Annotated in this window: 13 protein-coding genes; 6 read left to right on the top strand and 7 right to left on the bottom strand. The window is 68.0% G+C overall.

Annotated elements, in window-relative coordinates; all coding sequences use genetic code 11:
* Window position 1: 1 nt before the first annotated feature.
* The gene (locus R2APBS1_RS19105) at window positions 2-211 is read right to left on the bottom strand and encodes a cold-shock protein (RefSeq protein ID WP_007512189.1); all 210 of its coding nucleotides are present in this window, start codon (window positions 209-211) and stop codon (window positions 2-4) included.
* Window positions 212-433: 222 nt separating this feature from the next.
* Here R2APBS1_RS19105 and xth point away from each other — a divergent pair, with 222 nt between their 5' ends.
* From xth to R2APBS1_RS19085, 4 genes are all read left to right on the top strand, one after another.
* Complete coding sequence (gene xth, locus R2APBS1_RS19100; protein WP_007512191.1) at window positions 434-1,246, top strand: exodeoxyribonuclease III; 813 nt, start codon at window positions 434-436, stop codon at window positions 1,244-1,246.
* On the top strand, window positions 1,243-1,920 hold the full coding sequence (locus R2APBS1_RS19095; RefSeq protein WP_015449193.1) for a YecA/YgfB family protein: 678 nt from the start codon (window positions 1,243-1,245) through the stop codon (window positions 1,918-1,920). The genes xth and R2APBS1_RS19095 overlap by 4 nt, the downstream gene beginning before the upstream one ends.
* Window positions 1,921-1,997: 77 nt before the next feature.
* On the top strand, window positions 1,998-2,744 hold the full coding sequence (locus R2APBS1_RS19090) for a DUF4336 domain-containing protein (protein ID WP_015449192.1): 747 nt from the start codon (window positions 1,998-2,000) through the stop codon (window positions 2,742-2,744).
* A 103-nt stretch (window positions 2,745-2,847) separates the two neighbouring features.
* The gene (locus R2APBS1_RS19085; RefSeq protein WP_015449191.1) at window positions 2,848-3,681 is read left to right on the top strand and encodes a pirin family protein; all 834 of its coding nucleotides are present in this window, start codon (window positions 2,848-2,850) and stop codon (window positions 3,679-3,681) included.
* A gap of 41 nt (window positions 3,682-3,722) precedes the next feature.
* On the opposite strand, the gene R2APBS1_RS19080 is transcribed toward R2APBS1_RS19085, so the two are convergent.
* The 6 genes from R2APBS1_RS19080 to R2APBS1_RS19055 all read right to left on the bottom strand — a co-directional run bounded on the left by R2APBS1_RS19080 (window position 3,723) and on the right by R2APBS1_RS19055 (window position 12,314).
* A complete protein-coding gene (locus tag R2APBS1_RS19080; RefSeq protein ID WP_015449190.1) occupies window positions 3,723-4,544 on the bottom strand; it encodes a carbohydrate ABC transporter permease in 822 nt (273 codons plus the stop codon).
* The gene (locus R2APBS1_RS19075; RefSeq protein ID WP_007512203.1) at window positions 4,541-5,434 is read right to left on the bottom strand and encodes a carbohydrate ABC transporter permease; all 894 of its coding nucleotides are present in this window, start codon (window positions 5,432-5,434) and stop codon (window positions 4,541-4,543) included. Before R2APBS1_RS19075 ends, R2APBS1_RS19080 begins: the two co-directional genes overlap by 4 nt.
* Window positions 5,431-6,732: a sugar ABC transporter substrate-binding protein gene (locus R2APBS1_RS19070; protein WP_015449189.1), complete on the bottom strand. Its 1,302-nt coding sequence runs from the start codon at window positions 6,730-6,732 to the stop codon at window positions 5,431-5,433. Before R2APBS1_RS19070 ends, R2APBS1_RS19075 begins: the two co-directional genes overlap by 4 nt.
* Window positions 6,729-8,192, bottom strand: a complete 1,464-nt coding sequence (locus R2APBS1_RS19065) for a glucoamylase family protein (RefSeq protein WP_015449188.1) — start codon at window positions 8,190-8,192, stop codon at window positions 6,729-6,731. Before R2APBS1_RS19065 ends, R2APBS1_RS19070 begins: the two co-directional genes overlap by 4 nt.
* Before the next feature lie 132 nt (window positions 8,193-8,324).
* A complete protein-coding gene (locus R2APBS1_RS19060) occupies window positions 8,325-11,135 on the bottom strand; it encodes a TonB-dependent receptor (RefSeq protein WP_015449187.1) in 2,811 nt (936 codons plus the stop codon).
* A 168-nt stretch (window positions 11,136-11,303) separates the two neighbouring features.
* Window positions 11,304-12,314: a LacI family DNA-binding transcriptional regulator gene (locus R2APBS1_RS19055; protein ID WP_007512211.1), complete on the bottom strand. Its 1,011-nt coding sequence runs from the start codon at window positions 12,312-12,314 to the stop codon at window positions 11,304-11,306.
* Window positions 12,315-12,724: 410 nt separating this feature from the next.
* On the opposite strand from R2APBS1_RS19055, the gene R2APBS1_RS19050 reads away from it, so the two are divergent.
* A complete protein-coding gene (locus tag R2APBS1_RS19050) occupies window positions 12,725-13,174 on the top strand; it encodes an SPFH domain-containing protein (protein WP_007512213.1) in 450 nt (149 codons plus the stop codon).
* 150 nt (window positions 13,175-13,324) lie between these two features.
* On the top strand, window positions 13,325-13,954 hold the full coding sequence (rsmG, locus tag R2APBS1_RS19045; RefSeq protein ID WP_007512215.1) for a 16S rRNA (guanine(527)-N(7))-methyltransferase RsmG: 630 nt from the start codon (window positions 13,325-13,327) through the stop codon (window positions 13,952-13,954).
* The last annotated feature ends 1 nt before the right edge of the window (window position 13,955 follow it).

The following is a 13,955-nucleotide window of genomic DNA, read 5'->3' as shown; positions in this document are numbered from 1 at the left end:
TTCAGACCGCCTGGACTTCCTCAGCCTGCAGGCCTTTCTGGCCCTTGGTGACGATGAACGTGACGCGCTGACCTTCCTGCAGGGACTTGAAGCCCGTGCCCTGGATCGCGCGGAAATGCACGAACAGGTCATCACCGCTTTCCGGGGTGATGAAGCCAAAACCCTTGGCGTCGTTGAACCACTTGACTGTACCGCTCTGACGATCCGACATGTAACTTTACCTTTGAAGCATGGAAGTGTTTGCGTCCGGGTGCGCAAGGCACGGGCCGCAAAAGAAGCAAAAATAGGAGTTTCCTCGGATTCTTGCTCGGACAGCATACACTGGAACAAGCGTTCCGGGGGGTTTTTCACCGCCTCCGTTCATCTTGGCTCGCCGCCCGGTCAAACCTGCCCGCGCCGCGGGGGCCAGCGGCGCATCCCGTACAATGGCGCCATGAAGATCGCCTCGTGGAACGTCAACTCGCTGAAGGTGCGCCTGCCGCAGCTGACCCAGTGGCTGGCCGACACGCGGCCGGACGTGGTGGCGCTGCAGGAAACCAAGCTGGAGGACGCGAAGTTTCCGGTGGACGAGCTGGCGGCGGCGGGCTATCGGGCGGTGTATTCGGGCCAGAAGACCTACAACGGGGTGGCGATCCTGGCCCGCGACGGCGTCCATGACGACTTTGGCGAGGTGGTCACCGACATTCCCGGCCTGCATGATCCGCAGCGACGGATCCTCGCCGCCAGCGTCGGCGACCCCGCCTCGGGTCCGCGGCAGACGCTGCGCGTGGTGAATCTCTATGTAGTCAACGGCAAGGCGGTCGGCGACGAGAAGTACGCGTACAAGCTGGACTGGCTGGCCAAGGTGCGCGAGTTCCTGGCGCATGAGCTGGAACGCCACCCGAACCTGGTCGTGCTGGGAGACTTCAACATCTGCCCGGACGACCGCGACGTCTACGACCCGGTGGCCTGGGGCGCGGACATCCTGTGCTCGCCGCCGGAGCGCGCCGCGCTGAAGGCGATCACCGACCTCGGCCTGCACGACAGCTTCCGGCTGTTCCAGGCGGAGCCCGGGCACTACAGCTGGTGGGATTACCGGCAGGCCGCGTTCCGCCGCAACATGGGTCTGCGCATCGATCTGATCCTGATCGGCGATGCCCTGAAATCCGCCGCCACCGCGGCGGCGATCGACCGTGAGCCGCGCCGCTGGGAGCGACCTTCGGACCACACGCCGGTGACGCTGGACCTGGATCTCCGAACGACATGACTGCAAAAAGCGAATGGCCCAGCTCGCTGGACGACAACGAGCTGGATGAACTGGACCGCTACCTGCGCGCGCACACCGGCGAAGGCGACCTGCTGCTGGATGGCGTGCACGGCCTGCTCTCGGCGCTGGCAGTCGGCCCGCTGCTGGTGCTGCCGGACGAGTGGCTGCCCGAGGTGCTGCACGAGCCGTTCACCGACGAGGACGAAGGCAACCGGGTGCTGGCACTGCTGGCCAAGCTCAACGATTCGATCGTCGCCGAGCTCGAGGTCGACGCCTACGAGCCGATCCTCGGCGAGGTCGAGCTGGAGGGCGGCCCGATGCTGTCCGCCGCCGGCTGGTGCGAAGGTTTCAGCCGCGGCATCGACCTGCGCGCCGGGCTGTGGGAGAGCCGGCTGGCCGAGGATCCGCAGCTGATGGAACTGCTCGGCCCGGTGATGGCGCTGGCGGTGGACGAAGGCATCCTCAGCGCCGACGCCGAGTTCGAGAAGCTCAGCGACGACGAATACGACGAATGCCTGGCCCAGGTGCCGGCCGTGCTCGGCGCGGTGAACCAGTATTGGCAGGCCAAGCCCGCCACCGAGGCGGAAGTCGAGGCGATGGTGCTGCAGCAGCGTCCAGCCGACGACGACGACAGTTCGCCGCCGCGCCAGCGCAGCGGCCACTGGGTGCATTGAGGGCCGGGAATCGGATTCGGGAACCGGAGCAAACCATCGCCCGCAAGCGGGCTCCTGCAGCACCCGCGAGGTCATTCGTGACGGAACTCGGCTTGTATACCCCGCTCAACACGTTGAAGCCGGTCGCCGCCGGCATCTGGATCGTCGACGGTCCGGTGGTGGCGATGGCGGCGCTGGGCCTGCGCATGCCGTTCCCTACCCGCATGACGGTGGTGCGGTTGCCTGACGGCGGGCTGTGGTGCCACTCGCCGATCGCGCCCGACGCGGACCTGTTCGAGGCGATCGATGCGCTCGGCCCGGTGCACCACCTGGTGTCGCCCAACCTGCTTCATTACGCCCACATCGCCGCGTGGAAGCGGCGCTATCCGCACGCCACGGCGTGGGCTTCGCCCGGGGTGCGCCAGCGCGCTGCCAGCCAGCGGATCGAGGTGCATTTCGACGCCGATCTGGACGATGCGCCGCCACCAGACTGGGCCGGCAGCATCGAGCAGCTGCGCTTCCGCGGCAGTCGCGTCATGCAGGAGTTCGTGTTCCTGCATGGCGCCAGCGGTACGCTGATCCTCACCGACCTGATCGAGAATTTTGAACTCGCCAGGCTGCACGGCCCGATGCGCTGGCTGGCCCGGCTGGGTGGCGTACTGGATCCCGATGGCAAGGCGCCATCGGACATGCGCCTGACCTTTCTGGGCCGCAAACGCCAGGCGCGCGCTTGCCTGGCACGGATGCTGGCGTGGCGGCCGCAGCGCGTGGTGCTGGCGCACGGGCGCTGGTTTCCGGACCACGCCATGGCCGAGTTGCGCCGGGCCTTTCGCTGGCTCGACTGAGCCGGTGTCGCGCCACCGGAACGATCCGTTCCGGTGACGCCGCTTGGATTGGAGCGCGAACAGGACCATCTTGGCGGGCATGTCTTCCCAGCCGGAGCACCCCATGAGCGATCGCCACATCACCCGCCGCTTCCGCGGCATGGACACGTCCGACGGCGCTGGCGTGAAGCTCAAGCGCATCATCGGCCAGCCCGCGCTGGACATGCTCGACCCGTTCCTACTGCTGGACGAGTTCCACTCCGACAGCGCCGACGACTACATCGCCGGCTTCCCCGAGCACCCGCATCGCGGCTTCGAGACGGTCACCTACATGCTGGCCGGCCACATGCAGCACGGCGACAACCACGGCAACCGCGGCGACCTGGTGGCCGGCAGCGTGCAGTGGATGACCGCCGGCCGCGGCATCCTGCACTCGGAGATGCCGCAGCAGGAGAACGGTCTGATGTGGGGCTTCCAGTTATGGGTGAACCTGCCGGCGAAGGACAAGATGACCGCGCCGCGCTACCAGGACATTGGCCCGGAGCGCATTCCGGTCGTGCGTCCGGCCGACGGCGTCGAAGTGAAGGTGATCGCCGGCGAGCTGGCCGGCGCCACCGGCCCGGTCGAGGGCATCGTCACCGCGCCGATCTATCTGGACGTGGCCCTGCAAGCGGGCGCGCAATTCACGCTGGAGCTGCCGACCGGCCATCACGGCTTCGCCTACGTGTTCGAAGGCGAATCGGCCCTGGTCGGCGGCGAGCAGTTGCGTCGCAGCGAGCTGGGCGTGCTGTCCGAAGGCAGCCAGCTGCAACTGGTCGGCGGCGACCAGTCATCGCGCCTGCTGGTGGTCGCCGGCCGGCCGCTGAATGAAACCGTGGCGCGCTACGGGCCGTTCGTGATGAACACGCCCGAGCAGATCCACCAGGCGATCGCCGACTTCCGCGCCGGGAAGTTCTAGGCAAGGCCACGCGAGGAGCGCGCGCTCGCGCCGGAGCGCGCTCAGCCCTTCACGCTGCCGAGCAGCAACCCTTCGAGGTAGTAGCGCTGCAGCGACAGGAACAGCGCCAGCACCGGCAGCACGGTGACCACCGAGCCGGCCATCATCAGCTCGCTGTCCTGCGCGTGCTCGCGCGCCAGCGAGGCCAGCCCGATCGGCAGCGTGTAGTGCTCCTGCCCGGTCAGCGCGATCAGCGGCCACATGAAGTCGTTCCAGGCGGCGAGAAAAGTGAAGATCGCCAGCGTCACGATGATCGGCTTCAAGAGCGGCAGCACGATCCGCGTGAAAATGTGCCACTCGCCGGCGCCGTCGATGCGCGCGGCCTCCAGCAGTTCGTCGGGGATGCCGCGCGCGTACTGGCGCACCAGGAAGATGCCGAACACGCTGGCCAGCGCCGGCGCCACCACGCCGGCGTAGCTGTTGACCAGGCCCATGTATTTCAGCAGCAGGAACAGCGGCAGCATCGCCACCTGCGCCGGGATCACCAGCGCGCCGAGCAGCGCGCGGAACAATCGTTCGCGCCCGGCGAAGCGCAGCTTGGCGAAGGCGTAGCCGGCCATCAGGTTGAAGACCAGCGACAGTGCGGTGACCGCACCGGCCACCAGCACGCTGTTGAGCAGGTAGCGGCCCATGCCGGCGCGCACGAACAGCTCGCGGTAGTTGCCGAGCGTGGCATGCGCCGGCAGCAGCGGCGGCGGCAGCGCGCTGGCCTCGCCCGGCACCATGAACGACACCGACAGCATCCACAGCAGCGGGAACAGCGCGACCACCGCGCCGCCGATCAGCAGGCCGTTGATGATCGCCTTCATCAGTCGCGGACTCATGCCGGCCCTCCATCAGGATGCTCGCCGCGTCGCGACAGTTTCAGCATCAGCACGGTCGCCGCGAACATGAGCAGGAACAGCAGGAACGCCACCGCCGAGGCGGAGCCGAGGTTCCACCACTTGAAGCCGTCGTCGTACATCAGGTACAGCACGCTCACCGTGCTCTGCAGCGGGCCGCCCTCGGTCATCACGTAGGGCTCGGCGAACAGCTGGAAGTAGCCCGACACGGTAAGGATCGCCACCATCAGCAGGGTCGGTTTCAGCATCGGCAGGGTGATGTGGCGGAACTGCCGCCAGCTTGATGCGCCGTCGATGCGCGCGGCTTCGTACAGCTCCGGCGGGATCGCCTGCAGCCCGGCCAGGAAGATGATCATGTTGTAGCCGAAGTTCTTCCACACCGCGAACGCGATGATGGTCGGCATCGCCCAGTGCGGATCGCCCAGCCAGTCGATCGGGTGGATGCCGAGCAGGTCCAGCAGATGGTTCGCCATGCCGTACCTGGTGTTGAACAGGTAGCGCCAGATCACCGCCACCGCCACCACCGTGGTCACCACCGGGGCGAACAGCGCGGTGCGGAACAGCGCCTTGCAGCGCGCCAGCGGCGAGTTCAGCAGCAGCGCCGCACCCAGCGAGGCGCCCATCGACAGCGGCACGCCCACCGCCACGAAATACACGGTGTGGCCCAGCGCCGACCAGAACAGCGGCCGCTGCAGCAGCGCCCAGTAGTTGCCGAAGCCCACGAAGCGCAGGTTGCGCAGGTCGGCCAGCGCGTAGAGGTCGTAGTCGGTGAGGCTGAGCACCAGCGCGGCCAGCACCGGCAGCAGGAAAAACACGCCCAGCACGACCAGTGCCGGGGCGAGGAACAGCCAGGCGCTGCGCGGCGGCTTCACGGCGTGCGCTCGCGTGCGTGGTCGAGCACCCAGCGGCGCTTGGCCAGGATCGCGTCGGTGCGCCGATCGATCTCGGCCGCGGCCTGGTCGATGCTCAGCCGGCCGGCGATCGCCTCGGCGGCGACCAGCTGCATCTCGTTGGCGATGCGCTCCCACTCCGGCACCGGCGGGGCTGGCCGCACCTGTTCCAGCTGCTCGCGGAACGCGCGCAGTTTCGGATCGTCGCGCAGCGCACGGTCCTCCCACGAGCTGCGCCGCGGCGGCAGGTCGCCGAGCAGCTCGTAGAAGCGCTGCTGCACCGCCGGCTGCGACAGGTACTCGATCAGCTGCCAGGCGGCGTCCTTGTGCTTCGAGGCGCGGAAGATCACCAGGCTGGAGCCGCCGGCCACACCGATGCCGGCGCCGTCGGGGCCGGGCAGCGGCGCGGTGGCCCAGTCGTCCTGCTGCGATGCCGGGAGGCGCGAGCGGAATTCGCCGAGGTTCCACGGCCCGGACAGGTAGAACGCGTACACGCCGCGGCCGAATTCCGTCCACGGGTTGCCGGCCTCCACGTTGGTGATCGCCGGCGCCTGCTGCAGCTTGAACGTGTCGACGTAGAAGCTCAGCGCGCGCTTGAAGCCGGCGCTCTCGAAGTTGCCGTAGCGGCCGCCGTCGCGCAGCAGCGGTTCACTCTGCTGCAGCGCCAGCGACATCAGCTGCTCGTACTCGTTGGTCGGCAGCAGGATGCCGTAGCGGTGCCGCGCCGGCTCGCTCAGCGCGGCGAGCTGGCGCCGCCACTCGGCCCAGTTGCGCGGCGGCGCGGCGAAGCCGGCGGCCGCAAGCAGATCCTTGCGGTAGAACAGCAGCCGCGTGTCGACGTACCACGGCACACCGTACAAGGTGCCGTCGATCACGTTGGTGGCCCAGATGCTGGCGAAGTAGTCGCGCGGTTGCACCACAGCCGAGGCGTCCACGCGTGCCTGCAGCGGTTCCAGTGCCTGCAGCGCGGCCAGCTCGGGCAGCCAGGTGTTGCCGAGCTGGCTGAGGTCCGGCGTGGAGTTGCCGGCGAACGCGGTGAGCAGCTTCTGGTGCGCCGCGGTCAGCGGCAGCTGCTGCACTTTCACCGTGATGCCCGGGTGCGCGCGCTCGAACGCCGGCAGCAGCTGGGCGATCGCCTCGCCCTCGCGGCCGATGGTCCAGAAGGTGAGTTCGTGTCCCGCCGGTGCCGGTGAACAGCCGCCCAGCAGCACGCTGCCCGCGGCGATCGCGGCCAGCCACCGACCGCGCCACGGCCGCCGCGGGCGCCCGCCCGGTTTCATTTTTCCGCGGCCCCCGCGTCCAGCCAGCCGCCGGCGAAGCCGGCGCGTTGGAGTCCCCGGCGGATGTACGGATTCTTCTTCATCACGTTCCACACGAAGTCGCTGCGCCAGTTCTCGATCATCAACACGATCGGACCCTGATCGATGCCCAGGTACACCGTGTCGACCCAGCCCATCGGCAGCAGTTTGCCGGTACGCAGTGGAGTCTGCACGTGGAAGCTGGGGTTGAACGCGTCGACGAAGCCGTACTCGCCGTAGATGGCCTTGCCGTAGCGGCGCTTCATTTCTTCCAGCGCCGGGATCACCAGCTCCGGCGCGAACGCGATCGAGCCGGCGGCGGCGGTCGGCGCGATGGTGCCGTCGTCGACCAGGTAGCCGAGTCCGGCGCCGCGCGCGGTGTAGCCGTGGAACGCCTCGCGCCGGCCGTGGCCTTCCACCACGAAGCCGCCGGGGCCGTTGCTGGCGGTCAGCCCCCACACGTTCGGGCCGTAGCCGCTCCAGCGGCCTGGGTTGGCGATGGCGTAGTTGCGCTGGGCGATCACCGCGCGGCGGCTGTTCTCGAAGTAGTCCAGGTCGTGCGCGCGGCTCCAGGCGTCGCGGATGCCGCGGAAGTCGATCCACGCATGGCTGTACTGGTGGCCGAACAGCGGGCCGAAGTTCAGCAGCTGCTGGCCTTCGAACCTGCCCCAGTGGCGGTCGTAGGTGCGGGTCCATGCGCGCCAGGCGTCGCCGTCGACCGGGTGGGTGGGCGAGCCCAGCGCCAGCACGTACAGCAGCATGGCCTCGTTGTAGCCCTCCCAGTCGCTCGGGATGAAGCGGCCGCCGGGTGTCCAGCCCATGCTGATCAGTGGCGGGCGCGCCTGCGCCCAGCGCCAGTCGACGCGGCGGTAGATGCGGTCGGCCAGCACGCGGATCGTGCGTTCGGCCGGCGTGTCGCGGTCGTAGTACGACTGCGCGAACAGCACGCCGCCGAGCAGCAGGGTGGTGTCCACCGTGGACAACTCGGTCCAGCGCGCGTAGCGCTTGCCGCTGCGCATGTCGAGGAAGTGGTAGAAGAAGCCGCGGTAGCCGCTGGCCTCGTCCTCGCTCGCGTTCTGCGGCGCGGTGTCGAAGAAGCGCAGCGTGGCCAGGGTGCGTTCGATCGCCTGCGCGCGGCTGATGTAGCCGCGCTCCACGCCGACGCCGTAGGCGGTCAGGCCGAAGCCAACCGCGGCGATGCTGGAAAACGACTCGCCGGGATAGTGATCGGGGACCAACCCGTTGGCCGGGTTTGCGCTGTCCCAGAAGAAACGGAAGCTGCGCTGTTCGAGATCGTCGACCAGCGCCGGCACGACCGGCGCGCGGGCCTGGGTGACGGCGGCGGGCTGCGCCTGCCAGGCCGGGCTGGCCGGGGCCGCGAGGATCAGGGCGAAACCGAGCAGTAGCGATAACAGCCGCCTTGGCCGTGGGAAAAGCGTCATGGGGTCTGCCGTAGGTTGCATTTGCAGCCCAGCGGACCCGCAGCTTCACACGGATTCACGGGGCCGTTCAAACGTCCGCCCGCAGTCTGCGGGCGGACGGGCGAAGCGGCGATGCCGGCTGCCGCGGCTGGATCAGAACGTGTAGCGCGCGCCGATCTGGAAGCGGCGGGTCTGGTTCGGGTCGGCGCTGGTGGCGCGGCCGAAGTCGGGGTTCGGGTTGGTGGTGCCCCAGTTGTACTGGTTGTTGATATAGCCGTTGTCGACGTCGCGGTTGAATACGTTCATCACGTCGAAGCGCAGCTCCAGCGCCTGGCTCTCGCCCCAGCGGAATTCCTTGGCGATCGACAGGTCGAGGTTGAGGTACTTCTGCCCGTACTTGCCGTTGTGGAAGAAGATGCAGTTGTAGTCGCAGCCCGGCACGTTGGCGAAGTAGTCGTAGGGCAGGCCGGAGCCGTAGGTGAAGATGCCGGTCAGGCGGGTGTCCCACGGTCCGCGCACGATGCCGTTCAGCACCAGGTGCTGCTTCTCGCCGACGTGGCCGGCGGGGTAGCCGGCCGGATCGACGTAGTCCAGCGAGTAGTTGTCGTTGCCTTGCTGGCGCGCGCGCTGATAGGTATAGGCCAGCCCCACGCCCCAGCCGGAGGCCTCGGTGTACGGCTTGTCGATGCTGATCAGCACACTGCTGGATTGGGTCTTCTTGTCGGTGTTGTGCAGCACCACGCCATACGGGCTTCCCGGCATCTGGTTGAGCACGAAGCCCGGCTCCGGCAGGCGGTTCCACACCCAGGTGAACTGGTCGTAGCCGAGCACGCGGGCCAGCGTCAGCGACGCGGTCCAGTCGCCCATCAGCTGGCGCACGCCCAGGCTGAACTGGTCGGTGTGCGGCGGCTTCGTGTGGTTGTTGACCACGTCGATCTCGGAACTGAAGCCGGCCTGGCCGGAGGCCAGCAGGCTGTTGAGGCCGGCCGGGGTGACGTAGCTCGGATCCCACGCGATGGTGCCGGGGGTGACACCGCCCGGACTGAACAGGAAGGTGTAGTTCGGCACCAGCGAGTGCAGTTCCTCCTGGCTGATCCAGTCGAACGGCGTGCGGTCGTAGTAGCGGCCGGCACCGCCGAAGATGGTGGTGCTCTGGTCGCCGTCCTTGCTGACGTCCAGCGAGAAGCCCAGCCGCGGCTGGATCGCACCCTTGTAGCCGTCGCGGTTGTGGCCGGTGCTGATGTAGTCCTGCAGGCCCAGGTATTCCAGCGTGGGGATCTGCACCGCCGGCGTCACGTAGTCCTTGTTCAGCGCATTGGTCTCGTAGTCCCAGCGCAGGCCCAGGTTCAGCTGCAGGCGCTCGGTGACATCCCAGTCGTCCTGCACGTACAGGCCGAGCTGGTTGGTGTGCAGGTTCGCGCTGGCGCCGGTGGGCGAGTACACCGCCTTGTACGGCGAGTTGAAGCCGCCGGGGAAGGCCGCGCCTTCCTGGAAGTAGTAGGTGGGCACGGTGGCGCTGTTCTGTTCCAGCGTGATGCCGTAGGCGGCGTACTTGATGCCCGCCTTGATGGTGTGGTCGGGCAGGCCGAACCAGGTGAAGTCGTCGCGCAGGGTGCGCTGGTCCTGGCCCTTGTCCTGCAGGTCGCTGCCACTGCCGATCACCGCGATGCCCGGGTCGTAGATGCGGCGCACCGAGCCGGACTCGGCCGAGGTCGGGTGCCACTTCGCCATGCCGGCATCGAGCAGCAGGTCGTTGATCCAGCTGTCGCCGCGCGACTGCCACTTCACCAGCAGGTCGTCGACGTTGTTCTTGCGGTTGCTGCGCGCGCTGTAGGCGGTGGTGCCGCCGAAGCCGAGCTGCTCGCTGTCGCGGCGGGTGGTCAGGCTGAGGTCGACGTTGTTGTCGTGGTTCGGTTGCCAGCTCAACTTGCCGAAGAAGGCCTTCTCGTTGAACGGCGCCGAGAAGGTGCCGTTGTACTGGGCGAAGCGCGGGTCGTTGATCTGCACCGTGTTGTTGGCGGTGTCCTTGCGCTCCTCGTAGTTGATGAAGAACTGCGCCACGTCCTTGATGATCGGGCCGCCCAGCGTGAAGCCGCGCTGCTCGCGCTTGTAGTCGGGCTTCTTGACGTGGTTTTTCTTGTCGAACGAGTTCTGCGCGATCATCCCCTGGTTCTGGTAGTAGTCGTACAGCGAGCCGTGGAACTCGTTGGTGCCCGACTTGGTGACCGCGGTGATGATCGCGGTGCCGGCCTGCTCGTACTCGGCCTTGTAGTTGTTGGTCAGCACGCGGAATTCCTGCACCGCCTCCTGCGAGAACGGGTTGCCGCGGGTGGAATCCTGCCCGGCGATGCCGCCCTTGAGCACGTTGTTCTTCAGGCTGGCGCCGTCGATGAAAACGTTTACATTCTCGGCCGATTGGCCACCCGAGGAGAAGGTTTTCTGGGTGGGATCACGCGAGGTGACCACGCCCGGCACCAGCTTGGCGAAGTCGAGGAAGTTGCGCTCGTTCTGCGGCAGCGTCTGGATCTGCTTCTGGGTGACGTTGGTGGCCACCTCCGAGGTGCGCGTCTCGACCAGCGTGGCTGCGTTCACCGTGACGCTTTGCAGGGTGGTGGCGCTGGCGGTGCTTGGCGCGGCGGCGGCGTCCAGGTTCAGGTTCAGCGACTGGCCGACCTGCACGGTGACGGTCCGGCTGGCGCCGCCGGAGCTGATGGTGTAGCTGCCTGGCGCCAGTCCGGCCAGGGTATAGCTGCCGTCGGCGTTGACCCTGGCCTTGCTGACGAAGCCGGTGGCGACATTGGTGGCGACGACCTCGGTGGGTACCTGCCCCTGTGCGGCGCTGACGCGGCCGCGCAGGGTCGCCGTGCTGGTCTGGGCCTGCACGCCCGGCAGCGCGAGCGTGGTGAGCAGCAGGCCGGCGAGGGCCAGTGAGATGTGCCTGGGTAGCGTGCGTTGGTTGGCCATGAGCTGATCCTCTCCCGTAGGTCGTTGCAAGTAGTTCGGACTTTTCTGTTGCCGCGTTGCTGGGGTGTTGCCCGTCGGCAGATTCCCTCGATCCCTTCGCGCCAGCTGCCCGGTTGTCGCGGGCGCTTCCATCCGACGCGATCCCGCGTCGTCAAACTGTCGGTGTCGCTACGCGATCGCCGCCCCGCTGGAGGCGCGCACGACCAGCTCGGCGCCGACGTGGCGTCGGGTGCCGGCGGGCACGCTGCCGGGGTGGTCGATCTGCTCGCCCAGCAGCGCCATCGCCTGGCTGCCGAGCTCGGCGATGTGCACCTGGATGGTGGTCAGCGAAGGCGTCACGTAACGCGCCATCGGCACGTCGTCGAAACCGCCGATGGCGATCTCTTCCGGCACGCAGATGCCGGCCTCGCGCAGCGCCGCCATGCAGCCGATCGCCATCATGTCGTTGGCAGCGAACACGGCGTCCGGTCGCGGCCGCATCGCCAGCACCTGCCGGCCGGCGCGGTAGCCGGATTCCTCGCTGAAATCGCCTTCCAGGGTGATCGCGGGGCTGCCCGGCGTGTGGCTGGCCAGCACCTCGCGGTAGCCGTGCTCGCGCTCGCCGGCGTCGCGGTTGCCGGGCGGCCCCTGGATGAAGGCGATGCGCCGGTGGCCCAGCGACAGCAGGTGCTCGACCATCAGGCGGGCGCCGCCGTCGTTGTCTACCGACAGCGCGCAGTAGTCGCTGCCGGCGGGCCGGGTGTTCATCAGCACGGTGGGCAGATCGTGCGGCAGGTTCTGCCGCAGGAAGTCGGCGTCGGCGTGTGGCGACATCAGCAGCAGGCCATCGACGCGACCCTGCATCGCGCGCAGCGCAACGGCGGCGGCGTCGGCGTCGTCGTGCGAGCTGGACACCAGCAGGTGCAGGCCGCGCGCGCGGGCGGCCAGGTCGATGCCGCGGATCAGTTCGGAGAAGAACTCGCCGTAGAGGTCCGGCAGCAGTGCGCCGACGGTGTTGGTGCGGCGGGTGATCAGCATGCGTGCCGCGGCATGCGGCACGTAGTGCAGGCGTTGCGCGGCTTCATGGATGCGCCGGCTGGTTTCGGCGGTCACCCCGTGGCCGCCGTTCAGTGCACGCGACACCGAGGCCACCGAAACCCCGGCCTCGCGCGCTACATCTTTGATGGTTGCTGCCGACATCCTGGATGTGTCCGGTCAAAACGTGCAGAAAACCGCATCGCCGCGGCAACGTAAACGTTTTCATGGCGCATTGTAAAGTGCTTGTAAAGCAAACTTTTCTGTTGCGCTGCCGCAGCTTTCGCACCTTCGTGGCTGGCGCGACGGGTGGATCGCCAGTGGTGACAGCAGTGGCGCCGGGAGGAAGGCACTACGGCGGTGCAACAGCCGGCCTGTTGGCATGATTCAGGCATGCCGTCGTGCGGATCTTCCGATTCTGTGAATGGCGTCGCCAATACCCGGCTCGGCGCCGGTTGTTAAAGGCTTGGTTTTGTCGTTAAATGAAGGTTAATCTTTGCGGGCTCAGGCCACTGTATCCTCAAGCTATCGCAAATAGTGAAGAAACCAGAGGCAAACTACTGTTTTCTCAGGCCATGACGACTCTGCTGACCCTGCTGCTCGCACTCCCCGCCGTCCTGCTTGCCAGTGCGGTCAGGCGCGTGCCGGCCGGCCAGGTCTACAGCCTGTATCGCCACGGCCGACTGCTGCGCGTGCTGGAGGCCGGCACGCACATGGTGCTGCCGCTGCTGGATCGGGTCGGACACAAGATCAACCTGGCCGGCCAGACCCTGCGTTTCGAGGAGCCGCTGGCCGATGCGCACGACGTGCGCGGCACGGTGTACTGGCAGGTGCTGGAGCCGGAGCGTGCCGACGCGGTGTTCGAGCAGGTCGACCAGTTGATCCGCCGCGGCGCGCAGGAAGCCTTGCGCAGCGAGCCGGCCGCCGACCGTCGCGACCTCGGCGCGAAAGTGAAGCAGTCCTTGAACAGCTCGTTGCGCGAGCGCGGCATGATGGTGACCCGGGTCGAGCTCGACGTGGCCTGAGTCGTGCACCGCGCCAGGGCGCCCGAGAGCGCCCGCGCCGCAGGGGATTTGCAAGCCTTCGACCCGCTTCGGCGGGTCTTCCTTTGACGGGGTTGGCAATGCCGGCGCGGCCCGCGGATACTTTGCGCCCCCAATCCTCCAAATGAGCCCATGACCACGCGTGACGCCTTGCAGGCCCGACTCGAACAAGGCATTGCCGCGCTGGGGCTGTCGCTGCCGGCCGATGCGGTGCCACGGCTGCTCGACTACCAGGCGCTGCTCGAACGCTGGAACGCGGCCTACAACCTCACCGCGGTGCGCGACCCGGCGGAGATGGTCACCCGTCACCTGCTCGATTCGCTGGCGATCCTGCCGTACGTGCAGGGCGCGACTCTGGCCGACCTCGGCACCGGCCCCGGCCTGCCCGGCATCGTGCTGGCGATTGCCGCGCCGGGGCGGCAGATCCTGCTGGTCGATTCCAACGGCAAGAAGGTGCGCTTCCTGCGCGAGGCGATCCGCGCGCTGAAGCTGGACGGCGTGCGCGCGCTGCAGTCGCGGGTGGAAGAGGTCGAGGGCCAGTTCGACTGCATCACCGCACGCGCGTTCGCCAGCCTCGCCGACATGCTGGCCTGGGGCGGTCATCTGCTGGCGCCGGGCGGGATCTGGCTGGCGATGAAGGGCAAGCCGGCGGACGACGAGCTGCCCGGCGTGCCGGCCGGCTTCGCGCTGCGCGAACGCCACGCGCTGAAGGTGCCGGGGCTCGACGCCGAGCGCCACGTGCTGCTGCTCGGCCGCGCCTGAG

Source organism: Rhodanobacter denitrificans, from assembly GCF_000230695.2.
Lineage (GTDB): Bacteria > Pseudomonadota > Gammaproteobacteria > Xanthomonadales > Rhodanobacteraceae > Rhodanobacter > Rhodanobacter denitrificans.
Note: the sequence above shows the minus strand (reverse complement) of the source record. Positions and strands in the feature narration are given on the sequence as shown.

Bases quoted from the DNA above. Each gene is read 5' to 3' on its own strand.
- R2APBS1_RS19050 (WP_007512213.1), top strand. From the start codon at position 12,725: ATGACGACTCTGCTGACCCTGCTGCTCGCACTCCCCGCCGTCCTGCTT.
- R2APBS1_RS19080 (WP_015449190.1), bottom strand. From the start codon at position 4,544: ATGAGTCCGCGACTGATGAAGGCGATCATCAACGGCCTGCTGATCGGC.
- R2APBS1_RS19060 (WP_015449187.1), bottom strand. From the start codon at position 11,135: ATGGCCAACCAACGCACGCTACCCAGGCACATCTCACTGGCCCTCGCC.
- rsmG (WP_007512215.1), top strand. From the start codon at position 13,325: ATGACCACGCGTGACGCCTTGCAGGCCCGACTCGAACAAGGCATTGCC.
- xth (WP_007512191.1), top strand. From the start codon at position 434: ATGAAGATCGCCTCGTGGAACGTCAACTCGCTGAAGGTGCGCCTGCCG.
- R2APBS1_RS19055 (WP_007512211.1), bottom strand. From the start codon at position 12,314: ATGTCGGCAGCAACCATCAAAGATGTAGCGCGCGAGGCCGGGGTTTCG.
- R2APBS1_RS19085 (WP_015449191.1), top strand. From the start codon at position 2,848: ATGAGCGATCGCCACATCACCCGCCGCTTCCGCGGCATGGACACGTCC.
- R2APBS1_RS19105 (WP_007512189.1), bottom strand. From the start codon at position 211: ATGTCGGATCGTCAGAGCGGTACAGTCAAGTGGTTCAACGACGCCAAG.
- R2APBS1_RS19070 (WP_015449189.1), bottom strand. From the start codon at position 6,732: ATGAAACCGGGCGGGCGCCCGCGGCGGCCGTGGCGCGGTCGGTGGCTG.
- R2APBS1_RS19095 (WP_015449193.1), top strand. From the start codon at position 1,243: ATGACTGCAAAAAGCGAATGGCCCAGCTCGCTGGACGACAACGAGCTG.
- R2APBS1_RS19065 (WP_015449188.1), bottom strand. From the start codon at position 8,192: ATGACGCTTTTCCCACGGCCAAGGCGGCTGTTATCGCTACTGCTCGGT.